This is a genomic window from Delftia acidovorans SPH-1, from assembly GCF_000018665.1.
Classification (GTDB): Bacteria; Pseudomonadota; Gammaproteobacteria; order Burkholderiales; family Burkholderiaceae_C; genus Comamonas; species Comamonas acidovorans.
The window spans coordinates 3,221,341-3,236,818 of the sequence record NC_010002.1 but is presented as its reverse complement, the minus strand read 5'-3'; the positions used below and the strand labels follow the sequence as shown (position 1 = coordinate 3,236,818).

12 protein-coding genes are annotated in these 15,478 nt (G+C 69.1%); 9 read left to right on the top strand and 3 right to left on the bottom strand.

Annotated elements, in window-relative coordinates; translation table 11 throughout:
• Window positions 1-124 precede the first annotated feature (124 nt).
• Genes DACI_RS14770 through DACI_RS14730 form a run of 9 tightly spaced genes read left to right on the top strand, consistent with a single transcriptional unit; the run spans window position 125 to window position 12,219 of the window.
• A complete protein-coding gene (locus DACI_RS14770; protein WP_012204791.1) occupies window positions 125-1,846 on the top strand; it encodes a glycosyl transferase family protein in 1,722 nt (573 codons plus the stop codon).
• On the top strand, window positions 1,843-4,710 hold the full coding sequence (locus DACI_RS14765) for an NfrA family protein (protein WP_012204790.1): 2,868 nt from the start codon (window positions 1,843-1,845) through the stop codon (window positions 4,708-4,710). The genes DACI_RS14770 and DACI_RS14765 overlap by 4 nt, the downstream gene beginning before the upstream one ends.
• 57 nt (window positions 4,711-4,767) lie before the next feature.
• Entirely contained in the window at window positions 4,768-5,808 is a 1,041-nt protein-coding gene (locus tag DACI_RS14760; protein WP_012204789.1) for an alginate O-acetyltransferase AlgX-related protein, read from the top strand.
• A 4-nt stretch (window positions 5,809-5,812) separates the two neighbouring features.
• Window positions 5,813-6,946: an alginate O-acetyltransferase AlgX-related protein gene (locus DACI_RS14755; protein WP_012204788.1), complete on the top strand. Its 1,134-nt coding sequence runs from the start codon at window positions 5,813-5,815 to the stop codon at window positions 6,944-6,946.
• 13 nt (window positions 6,947-6,959) lie between these two features.
• Window positions 6,960-8,540, top strand: coding sequence for an MBOAT family O-acyltransferase (locus DACI_RS14750; RefSeq protein ID WP_012204787.1), 1,581 nt, complete (start codon window positions 6,960-6,962; stop codon window positions 8,538-8,540).
• 21 nt (window positions 8,541-8,561) lie between these two features.
• Complete coding sequence (locus DACI_RS14745) at window positions 8,562-8,801, top strand: acyl carrier protein (RefSeq protein WP_012204786.1); 240 nt, start codon at window positions 8,562-8,564, stop codon at window positions 8,799-8,801.
• Window positions 8,802-8,858: 57 nt separating this feature from the next.
• Window positions 8,859-10,343, top strand: coding sequence for an AMP-binding protein (locus DACI_RS14740; RefSeq protein ID WP_012204785.1), 1,485 nt, complete (start codon window positions 8,859-8,861; stop codon window positions 10,341-10,343).
• On the top strand, window positions 10,340-11,047 hold the full coding sequence (locus DACI_RS14735; RefSeq protein ID WP_012204784.1) for an alginate O-acetyltransferase AlgF: 708 nt from the start codon (window positions 10,340-10,342) through the stop codon (window positions 11,045-11,047). Before DACI_RS14740 ends, DACI_RS14735 begins: the two co-directional genes overlap by 4 nt.
• A gap of 26 nt (window positions 11,048-11,073) precedes the next feature.
• On the top strand, window positions 11,074-12,219 hold the full coding sequence (locus DACI_RS14730; protein ID WP_012204783.1) for an acyl-CoA dehydrogenase family protein: 1,146 nt from the start codon (window positions 11,074-11,076) through the stop codon (window positions 12,217-12,219).
• Window positions 12,220-12,236: 17 nt separating this feature from the next.
• Here DACI_RS14730 and DACI_RS14725 read toward each other — a convergent pair whose 3' ends face one another.
• The 3 genes from DACI_RS14725 to iolE all read right to left on the bottom strand — a co-directional run bounded on the left by DACI_RS14725 (window position 12,237) and on the right by iolE (window position 15,415).
• Window positions 12,237-13,211 (bottom strand): DUF4434 domain-containing protein, encoded by a 975-nt coding sequence (locus DACI_RS14725; protein ID WP_043781529.1) that lies wholly within the window; start codon window positions 13,209-13,211, stop codon window positions 12,237-12,239.
• Window positions 13,212-13,346: 135 nt separating this feature from the next.
• Window positions 13,347-14,444 (bottom strand): porin, encoded by a 1,098-nt coding sequence (locus DACI_RS14720; protein ID WP_012204781.1) that lies wholly within the window; start codon window positions 14,442-14,444, stop codon window positions 13,347-13,349.
• Window positions 14,445-14,488: 44 nt separating this feature from the next.
• Window positions 14,489-15,415, bottom strand: a complete 927-nt coding sequence (iolE, locus tag DACI_RS14715; RefSeq protein ID WP_012204780.1) for a myo-inosose-2 dehydratase — start codon at window positions 15,413-15,415, stop codon at window positions 14,489-14,491.
• Window positions 15,416-15,478: the final 63 nt, after the last annotated feature.

Sequence of the window (15,478 nt, the reverse complement as noted above, 5' to 3'; positions counted from 1 at the left end):
CATCGCCATCGCGCTGTTTGTGGTGCTGCTGCTGGTGGTGCTGGCCTGGGCGGTGGCGCGCAGCAAGCAGTCCAAGCACTGAGCCCGGCCCGGGCAACGATGACGACGGCATGAGGCGATCGCCATGATCTCTTCCCTCTACTGGCCCTACCTGGTGGCCGACTACTACCACGCGCTGGAGATCGTCAGCGCCGTGGTGGCCGTCGTCATCCTGCTGTCCAGCATCGACGACCTGTTCATCGACGCCTGGTACTGGGTGCGCGAGGCCTGGCGCGCGCTGACCGTCAAGCGCCGCTACCAGCCGCTCAAGGCACAGCAGTTGCAGGAGGTCGAGGAAAAGCCGCTGGCCATCATGGTGCCGGCCTGGCTGGAGTACGACGTGATCGCGCCCATGCTCGAGAGCATGGTGGGCACGCTGGACTACAAGAACTACATGATCTTCGTGGGCACCTACCGCAACGACGAGCGCACCAAGAACGAGGTCGAGCGCATGCGCCGGCGCTACCGCCAGCTGGTCCGCGTGGAGGTGCCCCACGACGGCCCCACCTGCAAGGCCGACTGCCTCAACTGGATCGTGCAGGCCATCTTCCAGCAGAACACGCTGCAGCCCGAGCCCTTTGCCGGCGTGATCCTGCACGACAGCGAGGACGTGCTGCACCCGCTGGAGCTCAAGTACTACAACTACCTGCTGCCGCGCATGGACTTCATCCAGCTGCCCGTGACCTCCCTGGAGCGCGAGTGGTACGAGCTGGTGGCCGGCACCTACATGGACGAATTCGCCGAATGGCACACCAAGGACCTGGTGGTGCGCGAGAGCATGTCGCACATGGTGCCCTCGGCCGGCGTGGGCACCTGCTTTTCGCGCAAGGCGATGGAGGAGCTGGCGGCCGAGACCCACAACCAGCCCTTCAACACCGACACGCTGACCGAGGACTACGACATCGGCGCGCGGCTGGCACGCCGGGGCATGAAGCAGATCTTCGGCAAGTTCCCCGTGGACTACGTGATACGGCGCAAGCCGCTGTTCGGCCTGGGCAAGGAAAAGGTGTCCACGCTGACCATGCCGCTGGGCATACGCGAATTCTTTCCCAACACCTTCAAGACCGCCTACCGGCAAAAGGCGCGCTGGACACTGGGCATCGGCCTGCAGGGCTGGAGCCAGGTCGGCTGGGCCGGGCCGCTGTCCACCAAGTACCTGCTGTTCCGGGACCGCAAGGGGCTGGTGACCTCCTTCGTGGCCATCCTGGCCTATCTGCTGCTGCTGAACTTCCTGCTGTTCCTGCTGGCCGATCACATGGGCTGGTGGACGGTGTACTACCCGTCCCTGTTCGCTCCCAACGGCTGGCTGGTGACGCTGATGAGCGTCAACGTCATCGCCCTGCTGCTGCGCGTGGTGCAGCGCGCCTGGTTCGTCTCGCGCCTGTACGGCTGGGAGCACGCCATGCTGTCCATCCCGCGCATGGTGATCGGCAACTTCATCAATGCCATGGCGGCGGCGCGCGCCTGGAAGCTGTTCATCGTCCACCTGGTCACGGGCAAGCGGCTGGCCTGGGACAAGACCATGCACGACTTCCCGTCCACCGACCAGTTGAGCCACCAGCGCCAGCGCCTGGGCGAGCTGCTGCTGTCATGGCAGGCCATCGACGAAACCCGGCTGGCCACCGCGCTGGAGATACAGCAGCGCGAACGCCGTCCGCTGGGCGCCATCCTCATGGAGCAGGGCTGGCTCGACGAGGCCACGCTGCGCGAGGCCATCAGCTTCCAGCAGGGGGAGCCCACCGACCCCACGGTGCATCCCGACATTCCCGCACAAGGCATTCCAAGCACTCCAAGGGCCGGCATATGAAGCATCTCGCTCCCCTCGTTCGCCCTCTCACGCTGGCCGCGCTGCTGGGCGCCGGCTGGAACACGCCGCCGGCCTGGCCGCAGGCCGTGGCGGCCGTCAAGGCCGAGGCGCCGCTCAGGGGCCGCGCGTGGCAGCTGGCCAACCAGGCCTATGCCCACTACCAGGCCGGCCGCTTTGCACGGGCCGCGACCGCCGCCGCATCGGCCATACAGCTGCGCCCCGACCTGCTGCGCCTGCGCATGCTGCTGATCTACTCGCTGCAAAAGCAGGGCAAGAACGAGGAAGCGCTCAAGGCCATCGCCTCGGCCCGCGCCGCCGGGCTGGACGAGGCCACGCTGCAGCAGGCCGAAACCAATGTGCGGGCCGCAGCGGCAGGCGGGGCGGCGGGCGGGCCTGCGGGGGCCACGGCTTCCGAGGCCTACAACAAGGCCTTTCCCATCGCCACGCAGGCCTACACCGACTACAACGCCAAAAACTACGCGGACAGCGCGCGCAGGGCCGAGCAGGCCTTTCGCCTGGACCCCAGCCAGGGCCAGTGGGCGCTGCTGTGGATAGGCGCGCTGGAGGCGCAGGAGCAACTGGGCGCCGCCATCGAGGCCGCAGATGCCGCCCTGGCCCTGGACCCACCCAACAAAAGCGACCTGGTGGCCAAGCGCCAGACCCTGCGCCGCAGCCAGGCCGTGCTGCCGGCGCAAAAGGCCTACCAGGCGCTGATCGCCAACAACCCGGCGCAGGCCGTGCCCTTTGCGCGCGAAGCCGTGGCGCTGGCGCCGGGAACGGCATCGCACCGCCTGCTGCTGATCACCTCGCTGCTGCTGGCCGAGCAATTGCCCGATGCGGAAAAAGCCGCAGACGAGGCGCTGGCGCAGGACAACGAAGACACAGCGGCGCTGGGCATGCGCGGCTACATCCGCCAGCGCCAGGGCAAGACCGCACAGGCCAACGAGGACTTCGATGCCGTGCTCAAGCAGGACTGGCTGGACGAAAAGCAGTCCGCCAACCTGCGCCTGATCGCGGCCGACGCGGCCCTGGCCGCTGGCGACGCGGCACGCGCCCGCGCGCTGCTGGCGCCCATGCCGGCACAGGATGAATCCGTGGCCCGCCGCCTCAAGCAAGCCGATGACCTGCGCCCGGGCCGCGACACGCCCATGGTGGCCGATACGCGCGGCGCCTCGCAGACCCTGGCCATGGCCGACTATCCGCCGCCCCTGCAGGACTGCCGCGACACGCCCTACGGCACGGTCTGCGAGCTGCAGCCTTCCGATGCCCAGGGCACGGGCGGCCCCAGCGCCCAGGCCTATGCGGCCTACGCACGCCAGGACTACAAGGCCGCCATCGACCACGCGCGCACGGCCGTGGAGCAGGACCCCGACAACCCGCAACTGCAAAAGCTGCTGACCACCACGCTGGCCGCAGGCGACCGCGACCAGCAGGGCCAGGCCCTGCTGCGGCTGGACAAGTCCCTGTCCCTCACCCCCAACGACCCCCAGCTGCTGATGCAGCGCGGCTACCTGTACTCGCGCCAGGAAGAGCCGGCCAAGGCGCTGCAGGACTTTCGCGCGGCGCGCGCCACGGGCGAGGCGCCAGCGGGCGCCATGCTGGACGAAGGCTATGCGCTGGCCGGCACCGGCGACAACCGGGGCGCCGTGCGCACCTTCAAGGAAGCCATCGACCTGGACGACGCCGGCACCGCCAAGCTCACGCCCGGCCAGCGCGAGAACGCACGCAGCGCCGTCTCCGGCTACGCACGCGAGTGGGGCGCCATCGTCTCCATGGGCTACCGGGGTGCGCGGCCTGCGGGGCGTGCGTTCTCGGACGGCATCCTCACCCAGGCGGGCGACGCCGTCTTCGGCACGGCCGAGGCCTACTGGCGCCCGTCCAACTTCCTGAACTCATCGACGCGCATCTTCGATGTCTACGGGCGGCTGGGCAGCACCTTGCACGACGGCGGCGGCACCACGCTGGGCCAGAGCGCCATCGACCCCTGCACCGGCCTGCCCATCAATGTGCAGGCGGGCGACAACCGGGGCGTATCGGGCCTGCCCACCACCACGGGCTCGCTGGGCATGCGCTTCACGCCGTCCACCAAGTACGCGCTGACCTTCGGCATAGAGCGCCAGTTCAACCTGGGCACGGCTACGCGCTCGGGCTTCATCACGCCTGAATCGCCCCAGCTGCGCTGCCTGATGAGCGGGCGCGATCCGCTCAACCCCACGGGCCCGGCGCTGGGCAACCCGATATCGGCCAAGTACAGCGCGGGCGCAGGCCAGGGCGGCTGGCTGGCCTATGTCACCCATGGCTTCTACGAGGGAACGGGCCGGCGCACGGACCGCTCCAGCTGGTTCACCATGGAGGGCTACAGCCAGGCCGGCTATGCCAACCAGAGCATGGCCTCGCGCTTCACGCTGACCGACCAGACCAACGGCGCCCTGGTGGGCGACGGCTCGGGCCGCTACAAGCGCGAGCAATGGTTCTTCTCCACCGAGGCCCGCTTCGGCCGCAGCTTCCGTGCCGACGGCATCAACCAGGGGCTGGTGATCTTTCCGTTCGGCGTGGTCGCGGCCGACTGGATCAAGCAGAGGAACCGCGTCGATGTGCGCTCCCTGCAGGCCGCCCCGGGCGCCACGCCCACCGCAGCCCAGTTGGCCGCCCAGCAGGGGCAGACGCTGGCCCTGCAAGGCAATGGCAGCAGCTGGTCCGCCAGCGCCGGCGTGGGCGTCAGCCTGCGCCAATGGTTTCGCGAAAGCCACTACAGCACGGCCCAGTCCTATGTGGACTGGTCCATGCAGTACCGCTTCAACATCGGTGGCGGCCAAGCCGACCGCGCCAAGGGCCTGTTCATGACGCTGACGCTGTCCTATTGAAAGCCCTGCCCCGCCGCCGCCACCACCACACAGACAAGAGAAAAGGAGAAAGCTCCCATGGATTCGACCAAGCAAGCACCCCGCCCCGCCCTGCACGGACTGCGCTCGGGCATGGCACGCGCCGCACGCGGGCTGGCCGGCTGCGCCCTGATGCTGGGCGCGCTGGCAGCGCAGGGTACGGCACAGGCCCAGGCACAGGACAGCTCCTCCATCGTTCTCAGGGGCAAGGACGGCTGGCTGTTTCCGGGCTGGGGCAGCCTGACCCAGGTGGACCGCGCCGGCATCACCGAATCCACCCGGCTGATCACCGAGGCGCGCAACCTGCTGGCCGCGCGCGGCGTGAAGCTACAGGTGCTGCTTCTGCCCGACAAGGTGCGCTTCTATGCCGACAAGATGCCCGACGGCAAGGCCATGAGCGCCGATGTCCAGGGCCGCTACAAGCAGGTGCTGCAGGCGCTGCAGGCCGCCGGCATTCCCAGCTTTGACGACGAGGCCGTGCTGCGCACCGTGCGCGACAGCGGCAAGGACGTGTTCTACCGCACCGACCAGCACTGGACCCAGGCGGCAGCCGACGCCACGGCCGAGGCCACCGCCCGCATGGTCCAGGGCGAGGTGCCCCAGCTGGCCGGCAGCGCCGGCAGCGGCCTGGCCCTGGGCGACACCGTCACCGAGCGCCGCTATGGCGACCTGGCCGAGCTGTTCCTGACCGCCGAGGAGCGCAAGCAGATCGGCCGCGAGGTCTACACCGTGCGCCGCCAGGCTCCGGCCAAGGGCCTGCTCGACGATGAGCCCGCCCCCGTCCATGTCACCGGCCACAGCATGGTCCAGCCCTACTTCGGCTTTCCGCAAAAGCTCTCCAACCTGCTGGACCGCCCGGTCTCGCTGAACTGGAAGCCCGGCAACGTGGGCCAGTGGACCATGCTGCTGGAGTACCTGGAGTCGCCGGCCTTCAAGTCCCACAAGCCCCAGGTGCTGGTGTGGCAGATGTTCGAGCCCACCTACAGCTACGGCCCCAACGCGGCCGGCCAGTGGGACAACGCCTCGCTCATGCCCAACGCCACCTGGCTGGAGCGGCTGCGGGCCGCGCTCAAGGGCTGACACCGTGGACCCCACCGCGCAAGAACTGCAAACCGACAAAGGACACCGGCGCAACGCCTGGATCTGGGGCGCCCTGCTGCTGTCGGGCCTGGCCTGGGGTGGCTGGACGCTGGCCAGCGGGGGACCGAAGGCCGGCGAGCTGCAACTGGCCGCCTGGCTGGATGGCCGCGCGGGCGCGGCGCTGAACAAGGGCCTGCGCCTGCCTGCTCAGTCCTCGCTGGAAACCGGCCAGGCCGCGCTGCGCTACCGCCTGCTGGGCGACACGGGAGCGCAGGTGGCCCTGGGCTGCCCGCAATGGATGTTCTACCGCGACGGCCTGCGGCCCCAGCCCGGCACGGGCGCCGCGCCCTTCGAGGCGCGCCAGCGCCTGCTGCGCCACTGGACCCGGCAGTTGCAGGACAAAGGCATTGCCACCCTGGTGGTGGCCGTGCCCGACAAGTCGCGCATCGAGGCCGCCCATCTGTGCGGCCTGCCCGTGGCACCCGTGATGCTGCAGCGCCTGGACCTGTGGCAGCAGCGCCTGCAGGCCGACGGCATTGCCTTCGCCGATCTGCGCCCCGCCCTGCAGACACAGGAGCAGGCGCAACCCGTTTTCTTTCGCACCGACGTGCACATGAATGCCGAGGGCGCACGCGCCGCCGCCCTGGCCGTGGCCCAGGCCGCGCTGCCGCTGCTGGGCGGGCAGCGCGGCGCCCAGGCCTTCGAGGAAACCGCGCCCGGGCCGCTGCAGCCGCTGCCCGGCGACCTGCTGGCCCTGGCCGGCCTGGCCGATGCCCCGGCCGGCTGGCGCCCACGGCGCGACCAGGTGCGCCCGCAGACCATCACCCCCGTGCGCGGCGGCGGCCTGCTGGACGAGACACCGCCCGTGCAGGTGCTGCTGGCCGGCAGCTCCAACGGGCTGCGCAGCAATTTCGCGCCGCAGCTCGGCCGCGCGCTGGGCCAGGAAGTCTGGAACCTCAGCATGGACGGCGGCCAGTTCAGCGGCGCCATGGTGGCCGCGCTCAAGCGCCGCGCCTCCTGGCCGGCCAGCCTGCGGCTGGTGATCTGGGAGTTCTCGGAAAACACCTTGTCCCTGCCCCTGACGGACGATGAAAAAGCGGCGCTCAAGGAGATGGACGCCGCCTCCCCGCCTGCGTGACCCCGCCCGCTACATGCTGTTCAATTCCTATCTTTTCCTGCTGCTGTTCCTGCCCATCGCGCTGGCGGGCCACTACCTGGCCGGGGCCATCAGCCTGCGGCTGGCCGCGTTCTGGCTGTGCCTGACGTCCTTTGTCTTCTACGGCTGGTGGAACCCGCAGTTCGTCGCCCTGCTGGCGCTGTCCATCGCCTTCAACTACGTGGTGAGCCTGCTGATCCTGCGCTTTGCGGGCCGTGCGCGGCTGCAGGGGCTGGTCACCGCCCTGGGCGTGGGCGCCGACCTGGCGGCACTGTTCCACTACAAGTACTTCGCCACGCTGTTCAACTTCCTGGGCGAATGGGGGCTGACGCAGGGCGGGATGCACGAGCTGATCCTGCCGCTGGGCATCTCGTTCTTCACCTTCACCCAGATCGGCTACCTGCTGGACTGCCGCTCGGGCATCGTCAAGGAACGCAGCCTGCTCAGCTACGTGCTGTTCGTGACCTTCTTCCCGCACCTGATCGCGGGGCCCATCCTGCACCACAAGGAAATGATGCCGCAGTTCGCGCAGCCGGATAACTACCGGTTCCGCGCGGACAACCTGTCCATCGGCGGCACGCTGTTCGTGATCGGCCTGGCCAAGAAGGTGCTGCTGGCCGACGAGATCGCGCCCTATGCGGACGCGGGATTCGCCGCGCCCGGCGAGCTGCAGTTCTGGGCCGCCTGGGGCGCCAGCCTCAGCTACGCGCTGCAGCTGTACTTCGACTTCTCGGGCTATTCGGACATGGCGCTGGGCCTGGCGCGCATGTTCGGCATCCGTTTCCCGCTGAACTTCAACTCGCCCTACAAGGCCGGCAGCATCATCGACTTCTGGGCACGCTGGCACATGACGCTGACGCGCTACCTCACGGCCTACCTGTACTACCCCGTGGCCATGGCCATCTCGCGCGCACGCGAAAAGCGCGGCCTGTCCGTGGGCTCCAGCGCCGCGCGCACGCCCGGCGGCTTTGCGGCCACCATCGTCGTGCCCACGCTGTTCACCATGGGGCTGGCGGGCATCTGGCACGGCGCAGGCCTGCAGTACGTGATCTTCGGCCTGCTGCATGCCTTCTACCTGTCGGTCAACCACGCCTGGCGCATCTTCGTGGTCAGCCGCAAGCCGGCCGCCGCACGCAAGTCGGGCCGGGGCGTGCAGGCGCTGTGCGTTGTCATCACCTTCATTGCCGTGCTCATCGCCCAGACCTTCTTCCGCGCCCACGGCGTGGGCGACGCCATGCTGCTGCTCAAGGGCATGGCCGGCCTGCGCGGCGTGGAGGCGCTGGAATCGCTGTCGCACCTGCAGGGCCTGGCCGTGGGCGACGCGCTGCGGCTGGCCATAGGCCACCACATGCAGCTGGCCCTGGTCCTGCTGCTGCTGGCCATTGCCTGGTTCACGCCCAATGCCCACCAGATCCTGGGCCGCTTCTCGCCCGCCATGTTCAAGGTGCAGGAAGCGCCCCGCGCCTGGATGCGCTGGCGCCCCAGCGCAGGCTGGACGGCCGTGACCCTGTTCCTGCTGTTCCTGTGCCTGGTCAACCTGCACAAGGAAACCCGCTTCCTGTATTTCCAGTTCTGAAACACCTGTTGGAGAAAAACCATGTCCCTGAATGACATCGAAACCAAGATTGCCCAGATCATCGGCGCCATCATCCTGACCTCGGTCGAGCCCGATACGCTGCTGCTCGAATCGGGCTTGGTGGACTCGCTGTCCGCCGTGGACGTGGCACTGGCCATCGAAAAGGAGTTCGGTGTCAAGATACCGCCATCGGAGATCGACCTGCACCTGGAATCCGTGCACACGCTGGCGCAGTACGTGGCCGAGCAGCGCAAGGCCTGATGCAGCGCCTGCACGCCGCCGCCCTGTCCCTTTGTCCCCGCGCAACAAGGAGCCCGCATGCGATTCAGTTTTGACCGCTTCGACTTCACCGAGCCCGGCGCCGACACCGCGCGGCCCGCCGTGATCGATGCCGCCGGCACGCTGGACTGGCAGCAACTGGCCCAGGCCGTGGCGCAATGGGAGCAGCAGGCGCTGGCGCGCGGCGCGCGGCGCGACGAGCCGCTGCTGATCACGGGGCACAAGGAGACCGCGTTCCTCGTGGCCATCCTCGGCTGCCTGCGCCTGGGCGTGCCCTTCGTGCCGGTGGACGTGATCAACCCGCCCGAGCGCATGGCGCGCATCGCCACGCTGGTGCAGGCCGGCCTGCACTACGACGCGCAGGCCCGCAGCTTCCTGGACACCGGCATCGCCGCGCAGCCGCTGCAGGAAAAATCGCTGGCCTACATCATGTTCACCTCGGGCAGCACGGGCGATCCCAAGGGCGTGCAGATCGGGCGCGAGAGCCTGGGCCTGTTCGCCGGCTGGATACGCGACTGCCTGGCCCTGGGCGAGGCGCCGGTCTTCATGGACCAGATGCTGTTCAGCTTCGACTTTTCGCTGTTCAACTGGATGGGCGCCCTGGTCACGGGCGGCGCCTGCGTGCTGTGCGCGCGCGAGACCATTGCCGACCGCCAGGCCTTTGCCGCCTACCTGGCGGGCACCCATGTGAACGTCTGGGCATCCACGCCCTCCTTCGTGCGCCAGCAGCTGCTGGATGCCGACTTCGACCAGCAGCACCTGCCCGACCTGCGCGTCTTCGTCTTCGGCGCCGAATCGCTCACGCCCACCGTGGCCGAAGCGCTGTGGAGCCGCTTTCCCCAGGCGCGCATCATCAACTCCTACGGCCCCACCGAGGCCACCTGCTCCACCACCTGGGTGGAGATCGACCCCGCGCTGCGCCAGCGCGCGCCGCTGCCCTTTCCCATCGGCCGGGCCAAGCCCTATGCCGATGTGTTCCTGGACGAAGGCGAGATCTGCGTGGCCGGCGACCACGTGATGCGCGGCTACCTGAACCGCCCCGACCTGCACGCCACACGCATGTTCATGCGCAACGGCAAGCGCGGCTACCGCACGGGCGACCTGGGCGAGATCGACGGCGAGGGCCTGGTCACCTTCCACGGCCGGCGCGACGACCAGATCAAGATGCACGGCTACCGCATCGAGCTGGCCGAGGTCGATGCCGTGCTGGCCACCCTGCCTGGCGTGCGCGCAGGCGCGGCGGTGGCACTCAAGCGGCCCGATGGATTCATCGTGCGCATGATCGGCTTCGTGGACCTGGACCGCAGCGGCCCGCCCGGCATGCAGCCCCTGCCCGAAGACCTGGCCGGATGGCGCGAGCTGCTGGCCCAGCGGGTGCCGCCCTACATGATTCCGTCGGAACTGCTGGCCTGCCACGGCTTTCCGCTGACGCAGACTGACAAGGCCGACCGCAAGCAACTGGAGCGCATGTACCTTGATGCACGCATGCGCCCCGCCAAGGAAACCAAGGACCCGCAGGCATGACCTCCGCTTTTTCCCCCGTGATGCGTACCGTCGCCCTCGCCCTCGCCCTGGCCGGCCTGGCCGGGCTCTCCTGCCTGCCCGCCGCGCATGCCGAAGGCACGCTGGCCCAGCTCTATGCCGCGCGCCCGCCTGCAGGCTCGTCCTTCGTGCGCGTGGTCCACCCCGACGCGGGCAGCCTGCGCGTGAAGATAGGCGACGGCCCCGAGCAGACGCTGTCCGGCAGCAAGCCGGCCAGCAGCTACGCCATCGTCAAGGGCGACACGCCCTTTGCCATTCAGCTGGACGGCAAGAGCGCCGGCAGCATGAAGGTGGCGCCGGGCAGCTTCACCACCTTGGTGCCGCAGCGCCAGGGCAAGAACGCGGCCGCGCGCTTCACGGCCATCGACGACTCCGGCGGCAGCCAGGACGCGCTCAAGGCCGAGCTGCGCTTCTACAACCTGATCGACGATTGCACCGAAGGCGGGCTCAAGATCGCCGGCACGGGCACGCCGCTGTTCACGGGCGTGGCGCCCGCCAGGTCGGCCAGCCGCTCCATCAACCCGGTCAGCGCCCAGCTCGCCGCCACCTGCGCCACTGCGGCCAGCGCGCCGCTGGCACTGCCCCAGCTGCAGCCGGGCGACCACTACAGCCTGTTCATGACAGGGACGGCCGCCGCCCCCGTGCTGCGCGGCCAGGCCAGCGCCACCGACACCTATCGCCCCTGACCCAGCCCAAGGAGGCCGACACAGACATGCGCACCCGCTCCGTATTGCGTGAAGACCACCTGCTGTTCAAGGAACAGGTGGACCGATTCGTGGCCACCGAGATCCTGCCCCACATCAATGACTGGGAGGCAGAGGGCATCACGCCGCGCGCCCTGTGGCGCAAGGCCGGCGACAGCGGCCTGCTCAACTGCGACCTGCCCCCGCCCTACGGCCAGGGCGGCGACTTCGGCCACGCGGCCGTGGTCATCGAGGCGCTGGCGCGCGCCAACTGCCTGGGCATCGGCTTTTCCATCCATTCCGACATGGTGGCGCCCTATCTCTGGAACTTCGGCACGCAGGTGCAGAAGGACCGCTGGCTGCCGCGCATGGCCACGGGCGAGCTGATCGGCGCCATCGCCCTGACCGAGCCCGGCGCGGGCAGCGACCTCAAGGCCGTACGCACGCGCGCCCGCCGCAAGAGCGAGAGTGAGGGCGGCGGCTATGTGCTCAACGGCCAGAAAACCTTCATCACCAATGGCGTCAACGCCGGCCTGATGGTGGTGCTGGCCAGCACCGAGCCCGACCTGGGCGCGCGCGGCCTGTCGCTGTTCGTGGTGGAAGAAGGCATGAAGGGCCTGGGCAAGGGACCGGCACTGCGCAAGATAGGCCAGCACAGCCAGGACACCTGCGAGCTGTTCTTCGACGAACTGCACCTGCCGGCCGACCACCTGCTGGGCCGCGAAAACGCCGCCTTCGAGCATGTGACGCAGGAGCTGGCGCAGGAGCGGCTGGCGATCGCGCTGCGCGCGGCAGCCTCCACCGAAGGCATGCTGGATGAGGCTGCCGAGTTCGTGCGCAACCGCAAGGTCTTCGGGCGCCGCGTGCTCGACTACCAGAACACCCGCTTCAAGTTCGCCGATGCGCTGGCCAAGACCACCATGCTGCGCGTCTTCCTGGACGACTGCCTGGCCCGGCACATGGAAGGCTCACTGGACTCCGTCACCGCCGCCATGGCCAAGCTCAATGCCACCGAGCTGCAGGGCCAGGTGCTGGACGAGCTGCTGCAATTGCACGGCGGCTACGGCTACATGGCCGAATACGGCATTGGCCGCGCCTGGGCCGATGCACGGGCGCTGCGCATCTTCGGCGGAAGCAGCGAGATCCTGCGAGAGATCATCGGCAAGCGCTTCTGACCCGGCAGCCACCGCGCTCAGCGGGCGGCGGCCTTCCACTCGCGCAGCAGTTGCTTAGCCTCTGGCGTGTCGTTCAGCACCCAGGGGTCGATGGCGAAGGCGACGACGCGCTGGGCGCCGTAGTCGCGGGCCACATCCCACTGGCGGCGCACGCGCTCGAAGCTGGCCGTGCGCGCCTGGAAGTCCGAGCCATCGGGCCGCGTGGGCGGCAGTTGCTCGAACAGTTCCACGATGAGGTCGAACGGCGCCCTTCGCTCCAGCAGCATCTGCTGCAGCGGTGCCAGCGCCTCGTAGTTGCGCAGTCCCGCCACGCCCACGCCGTCCTGCACCATGGGGCGCAGGGACACGCGGTCCAGCAGGATGCTCCACAGCGTGGGCAGGCTGCCCAGCGTCTGCAGCTGGCTGAAATAGGTGGAGATGCCGGGCACCTGGCCGGACGTGGCCGCTGCCGCCTGCGCCAGTGGCTGCAGTGCGCTCAACAGCAGCTCGATGCGCTCGGGCGCGGCCCAGTGGTATTGCTCCAGCTCGTAGGGGATGTACCAGCCGCGAAACGCCGCGTGGCGCGGCCAGGTGCTGGCGTACATATAGGCGGCGCCCTGCTCGGCAATATGCGCCAGGTAGGGCGCAGGGCCTGCGGCGTTGGAAAGGCTGATCTGCTTCCACCAGCGCTCGTCATAGGGCAGGCCCAGGTGCACGCCCATGCCCAGTTCGGTGCCGATGTCCAGCAGGTCGGCGATCTGCGCGTCGGCCAGCATCCAGCTGTCCGCCTCGGACTCGCCTTGCAGGCCGCTCCATTGCACGAACAGCTCCCGGCAGCCCAGCGCCTGGGTGGCGGCCAGGCGCTGGCGCCATTGGTCGCGCGGCATCTCCAGATGGCTGCGCCACGGCTGCAGGAAGCTGCCCGACACGGGTGCCGAGGCCGCGCAACCGACCAGCGAGGCACAGGCGGCGGCCGCGCCGGCGCCGAGGAATTCGCGTCTGGACAAATGCATGGTGGGAACGGCCGCAAGGCTGCGTGAAGCGAAGCGCCAAGAATACAGCCAAGCGGCGCGGCAGCCGCCCCGCAAGAGCCGGCCCACCCGGACTTGACCCGGCCAGGCCGAGGGTTGATGCGCAAAAAGCCAGCGTCAGAACGAGTGCACGATGCCCGTGTAGACGCCCTGCTGACCGGACCCGGGTGCTGGCCTGGCGCTGTTGGCCTCCACCGAGAACGAGGCTCCGCCGCCGTTGGAGACGGCGCCCACCGTGCCATACAGCATGGTGCGCCGGGAAAGATGGTAGTTGGCCCCCAGGCTCACCAGGCTGGCGCCGCCTCCACTGCGGTTGGCGCGGTAGGCGCCGCCCGCCAGCACCAGGGCCGGCGTGGCCTGGTAGTTGGCGCCCATCCAATAGGTCTGCTGACTGCGGGCGCCTGCCGGGTTGTCGGCGTCGGCCACCGTCAGCGCACCTGACCGGATCTGGCTGTAGCCCGTGAACAGCTTCAGGCCGCCCACGCGGTAGGTTGCGCCCACCGTGTACAGGCGCGATGCCTTGTAGAGCGAGGCGAACGCGCCGTTGCCGTCACGGATTTCCTCGTAGAAGGCCTTGAGCACCAGCGGCCCCTGCTCATAGCCCACGCTGGCGGCGGCCTGGCGCCCGGCCCGGGAACGGCCCGCCTCCCCGTTCAGCCCCAGCTGGGTGCGAAACGAGAGCCCTCCCCAGGCCGGCGACTGGTAGCTGATGGCATTGGGGCGCGACCCCCAGGTCCGGTTGCCCTGCAGCGTGCCCGCGCCCATGGCCTGCAGGCCCATGGGGTCCAGGGCCCAGACCTCGCCATCGGGAATGCCCATGGCCCGGCCCAGCAGCAGCGTGCCGTATGTCTGGCTGCGCAGGCCGACCACCGCATAGCGGTTGAAGAAGCTGTCGCCCACCGTGCCGTCGTCGGCGGAGAACTGGCTTTCGAGATGGAAGACGGCGCTCAGGCCGCCACCCAGGTCCTCGGCCCCGCGCAGCCCCCACCAGGTCGCGCCCCATTGCCCGGCGTGCCGGAGTTGATCGGAAGACCGGCCCGGCCCTTCGGCAATGCGGTTCATATAGTCGACACCGCTGACGATGCGCCCATACAGCGTGACGCTGCCTTGCGCCGTGGCCAGACTGGCTGCGCCGGCCAGCGCCGCAGCGCACAGGCAAGGCACGGTGGCCCGGGCCGCAGGGCCCCGCAGGGCGTGGTGGATTGCAGATGTCATGACGGTGTCCTCCCTTGGTTTTCATGCCTCGATGCCGGATGGCCTCAGGCGCCCAGCCGGTCCACGAGCGCGCGCAGCGTCTCGTAGCCCTTTTTCGCGTATGCGTAGCCGGGCGCGATGGCCGGGTCCTGCTCGGCCTCGACCACCAGCCAGCCCTGGTAGCCGGCATCCCTGAGCGTGCGCAGCACCGCCTCGAAGTCGAGCGCGCCGTCGCCCGGCACCGTGAAGATGCCGTTGACCACGCCCTGCAGAAAGCTCCAGTCGCCCTGGCGTGCCTGGGCAATCACCTGGGGACGCACATCCTTGCAATGCACATGCGCCACGCGCGCCACATGTTTTTTCAGCAGCGCCGCCGGATCGGCCGCCCCGCCGTAGTAGGCATGGCCGGTATCGAACAGCAGGAAGACTTTGCGCGGATCGGTCAGCGCCATCAGGCGGTCGACATCCTGCGGGGATTCCACATGGGCGCCCATGTGGTGGTGATAGGCCAGCCGGATGCCGTAACACTCCAGCAGGTGCGCGCCAAAGGCATCCAGCCGCCACGCATAGCGCTGCCAGGCAGCATCGTCCGCAAAGCGCGGGCGCCGGGACACAGGCGTGCCGATCTGCCCCTGGACCGTGCCCGCGCATTCGCCATAGACCACCACGTCGACGCCGTTGTGGCGCAGCCTGTCCATGTGGGGCTTGCAGCGCTCGGCCTCGGCGGCAATCGCCTGTGCATCGCTGCCCGCATCGGCCTGCGCCAGAAAACCCGAGTACCAGCCGGAGACGCAGGCCAGCCCGTGCGCGTCAAGCCTGGCCTTGAGCGCGGGGCCGGTTTTCGGAAACTTGTTGCCCAGCTCGAAGCCCGCGTAGCCGATCTCGGCGCCCTCCTTCAGTGCCGTGTCCAGCGGCGTATCGCCCCCCAGCGAAGGGAGGTCGTCGTTCATCCAGGACAGGGGATTGATACCGATGCGTACCTTCCAGGTCATGCGAGTCCTCCTTGGTGCAGATGGGCAGATGGGCAGAAGTCGTACGGGGCGACGGCGGCGCGG

What these genes read in the sequence shown, in the direction of transcription:
- DACI_RS14770 (WP_012204791.1), top strand. Translation starts at nt 125, where the DNA reads ATGATCTCTTCCCTCTACTGGCCCTACCTGGTGGCCGACTACTACCAC.
- DACI_RS14765 (WP_012204790.1), top strand. Translation starts at nt 1,843, where the DNA reads ATGAAGCATCTCGCTCCCCTCGTTCGCCCTCTCACGCTGGCCGCGCTG.
- DACI_RS14760 (WP_012204789.1), top strand. Translation starts at nt 4,768, where the DNA reads ATGGATTCGACCAAGCAAGCACCCCGCCCCGCCCTGCACGGACTGCGC.
- DACI_RS14750 (WP_012204787.1), top strand. Translation starts at nt 6,960, where the DNA reads ATGCTGTTCAATTCCTATCTTTTCCTGCTGCTGTTCCTGCCCATCGCG.
- DACI_RS14745 (WP_012204786.1), top strand. Translation starts at nt 8,562, where the DNA reads ATGTCCCTGAATGACATCGAAACCAAGATTGCCCAGATCATCGGCGCC.
- DACI_RS14740 (WP_012204785.1), top strand. Translation starts at nt 8,859, where the DNA reads ATGCGATTCAGTTTTGACCGCTTCGACTTCACCGAGCCCGGCGCCGAC.
- DACI_RS14735 (WP_012204784.1), top strand. Translation starts at nt 10,340, where the DNA reads ATGACCTCCGCTTTTTCCCCCGTGATGCGTACCGTCGCCCTCGCCCTC.
- DACI_RS14730 (WP_012204783.1), top strand. Translation starts at nt 11,074, where the DNA reads ATGCGCACCCGCTCCGTATTGCGTGAAGACCACCTGCTGTTCAAGGAA.
- DACI_RS14725 (WP_043781529.1), bottom strand. Translation starts at nt 13,211, where the DNA reads ATGCATTTGTCCAGACGCGAATTCCTCGGCGCCGGCGCGGCCGCCGCC.
- DACI_RS14720 (WP_012204781.1), bottom strand. Translation starts at nt 14,444, where the DNA reads ATGACATCTGCAATCCACCACGCCCTGCGGGGCCCTGCGGCCCGGGCC.
- iolE (WP_012204780.1), bottom strand. Translation starts at nt 15,415, where the DNA reads ATGACCTGGAAGGTACGCATCGGTATCAATCCCCTGTCCTGGATGAAC.